The 3,015-nt window shown below is 65.8% G+C and carries 3 protein-coding genes; all 3 read right to left on the minus strand.

Translation table 11 applies throughout. The features are described 5' to 3' along the window. Positions 1-387: 387 nt before the first annotated feature. The gene (locus Q0K09_RS10640; RefSeq protein WP_294476210.1) at positions 388-1,314 is read right to left on the minus strand and encodes a GerMN domain-containing protein; all 927 of its coding nucleotides are present in this window, start codon (positions 1,312-1,314) and stop codon (positions 388-390) included. Continuing rightward, positions 1,299-2,789, minus strand: a complete 1,491-nt coding sequence (locus Q0K09_RS10645; protein WP_294476213.1) for a HAMP domain-containing sensor histidine kinase — start codon at positions 2,787-2,789, stop codon at positions 1,299-1,301. The genes Q0K09_RS10640 and Q0K09_RS10645 overlap by 16 nt, the downstream gene beginning before the upstream one ends. Continuing rightward, positions 2,782-3,015 (minus strand): helix-turn-helix domain-containing protein (locus tag Q0K09_RS10650; RefSeq protein WP_294476215.1); only part of this gene is annotated, 234 nt, incomplete at its 5' end. The genes Q0K09_RS10650 and Q0K09_RS10645, both read right to left, overlap by 8 nt.

Below are 3,015 nucleotides of genomic sequence, written 5' to 3' on the forward strand. Positions count from 1 at the left end.
GCAGGAATCCTGGCGGATTTCAAGGAAAAATTGCGCCGTCCAGGGGGCAAAAGACCCGCTGATTGGGCATGTTGCCATTTTTCAAACAAGCCCTAGCCACAGATACATCCGACGATAGCCGTAAGTGCCCCAGCATCGCTTGCGCTGCATGGCAATGATGTCTGCCAGTTCTTTATCTTTCTCGGGTCTGTCTGCACGGCGGACAAAGTCGTAATAACCGCTGCGGGATACGCCAAAGAATCTGCACATGACAGATATCGGATATTCTGTTCGGTGCCGGTATATCACGCGGTCTGACTACCGGCCTTGCGGATCCTGCTGCCTGGGCGTGTTCAACTTGTTATTGCAATTTGCGTATTTTTCCATCTTGTTTTCTTCTGAGAGATGCTACGGGACCACCAAATCCAGGTTGGCCTCCAGAGGGGAAGCGGTGGGTACCCCGCCGTATGCCTCCGGGGACTCCCCCTCCACCAGCAGCCGCACCGCGCTGACGTCGGAGAACTGGCAGAGGGTGTTGACAATGGCGTAGAGCAGCAGCCGGGCCTGGCTGGTGGGGACGGGCTCCTTCTCCAGGAAGGGGGCGGAGAAGTTAACATAGCAGGTCCCATCCCGGTTGACCCACAGGTCGATGAGATCGGTCCCCTCCGGGAGGGGCAAGTCATGCTCCTCCACCTCCGGCCCGTCCAGCAGGGCCTGGAGGAGCACCTCCGCCGGAAGGCTGCCGCTGGGGACCAGCAGCTCCCGGGACTCAACGGCCAGCCCGCCCCCCTCTCGGAGGAAGTAGAGGTCGGCGGCCAGGTAGACCGGCTCGTCCTCGGCGCTGGAGAGCACCACGTCGCTCCCCTGGAGGAGCTGGTGGTCCCCGTAGGGGATGACCGCCCCCTCCACCAGAATGGTAACGGCCTCCACCCCCTCCACCTGGCAGAGGGTGAGGGTGACACAGTAGTCGGCCAGGGTCAGGTCCACGTCGGAGAGGCCGCCGTACTGCTCCGAGAGGTTGACGGTGCACACCCCGTCCTCCAGCACCGGCGGGGAGACCTGATGGGTCCCGGCGGGGAAGGGAGAGGTGAGCCCGTCGGAGAGGGGCCCGGACAGCAGAACTTCCACCAGGGCGTTGAGGACGTCCTCCCCCTGGGGGAGGCGGCGCGTCTCGCCGGCGAGGGCGGGACCCTCCACCCAGGCCTCGGCGCTGCCGGGGTCAAAGGGGACGGTAAAGTAGACGGTATAGCCCTCCTCCGCCCCGCCGGAGGTCCCGGCGCCGCAGCCGGAGAGCAGGGCGAGGGCGCACAGCAGCGCGGTCAGCCGCCGGAGCATGGTCCCTCACCTCCTTCCGGGTCCCAGCGGGGGAAGGCCACCTGGAAGCAGGTGCCGCCTCCCTCCCGCCGCCGGACCGTGACGGCGCCGCCGTGCTGGCGGGCGGTATCCCTGACGATGGACAGGCCCAGGCCGGTGCCTCCGGCGGCCCGGGAGCGGGCCTTGTCCACCCGGTAGAAGCGGTCGAAGACCTTGGGCAGGTCCTCCTCGGGGATGCCCACCCCGGTGTCCTCCACCGTGAGGAGGACCAGGTCCCCCACCCCCCGGAGGGTCACCGTCACCCGGCCGTTGGGGACGTTGTATTTGACGGCGTTTTCCATGAGGTTGAAGGCGATCTGGTAGAGGTCGTCTTCGGTGGCCAGCACCATACAGCCCCGCTCCAGCTCGGCCTCCACCTGGATGCCGCTCTCCCAGGCCAGGGGCGTAAGCATATGCTCCACCTTCTCCAGCACGGCGCCCACCTCCACGGGGACCTCCTCCACCGGAACGGCGCTGTCCATGCGGGTAAGGGTGAGGAGCTTTTCCGAGATGCGGGTGAGGCGGCCGGCCTCCTCGCCGATGTCGCTGACGAACTCCCGGGCGGTATCCAGGTCCATGCCCTCGGTCTGGAGGATGGAGTCGGTGAGCAGCCGGATGGAGGCCAGGGGGGTCTTGAGCTCGTGGGAGGCGTCGGAGACAAAGCGCCGCCGGACCTCCTCGGTGGTCTGGATCCGGCCGGTGAGCTGGTTGAACTCCCCGGCCAGCTGGCTGAGCTCGTCCCGGCCCCGGATGTCCACCCGGTGGCTGTACTCCCCCTCCCGGACCCGGCGGATGGCCCGCAGGAGCTCGGCGATGCGCCGGGTCAGGGCCTTGGAAAAGATGATGCTCATGAGGAGGGCCGCCACACAGACCACCAGGGAGATGGAGCGCAGGTTCTGCTGGATATCCGTCAGGAGCCGGGCCTGCTCGGTGTCGTGCTCATAGAGGTAGACACAGCCGATGGTGATGTCCCGGTAGAGGACTGGCACCGCCGCCCGGCTGTGAAAGGCATCCTCCCGGTACACGGAGGTGGCCACATCGTAGCCCTTCAGGGCGGCCACCACCTCGTTGAGCATGGCATACCGCCCCTCGGTGGCCCGGAGGTCGTCGCTGTCGTAGAGGATGCGGCCGAACTGGTCGGTGACCAGCACCCGGTACTGGCTCATATAGTCCAGCGGCTCGATGTAGCCCCGCACCGTCTCAGCCGAGAGCTTCTCCGTCTGGGCGATGGTGTTGGCGATGACCGACGCCTGGGAGTGGAGCATACTGGCCTTGGAGCGGAAGACCAGGTCCTGGGAGACCAGCACCGGATAGGTGTTGAGCAGAAGGAGGATGGCGGCGATGAGAATGAGATAGGTCAGGGCGAACTGGAGCTGGATGGAGCGGCGGAAGGGGATGCGCTCCTCCCGGACCCCGGCCTCCCTCCCTCCCTCCCGGGTCTGGACCGGCCTATCCATTTTTCAGGTAGTAGCCCACGCCCCACTTGGTGAGAATGTACTCCGGGTTGGCGGGCTCCATCTCCAGCTTTTCCCGGAGCCGGCGGATGTGGACGTCCACGGTGCGGTACTCTCCGGCGTACTCGTAGCCCCAGACGATGTTGAGCAGATTCTCCCGGGAGTAGACCCGGCCGGGGTTGCGCATGAGCAGCTCCATCAGGTCGAACTCCTTGGCGGTGAGGTCCAC

The sequence above is a fragment of the uncultured Intestinimonas sp. genome (genome assembly GCF_944387725.1).
Classification (GTDB): domain Bacteria; phylum Bacillota; class Clostridia; order Oscillospirales; family Oscillospiraceae; genus Intestinimonas.

Excerpts from the sequence above, each read along its gene's own strand:
- Q0K09_RS10640 (WP_294476210.1), bottom strand. The coding sequence starts at position 1,314 with ATGCTCCGGCGGCTGACCGCGCTGCTGTGCGCCCTCGCCCTGCTCTCC.
- Q0K09_RS10645 (WP_294476213.1), bottom strand. The coding sequence starts at position 2,789 with ATGGATAGGCCGGTCCAGACCCGGGAGGGAGGGAGGGAGGCCGGGGTC.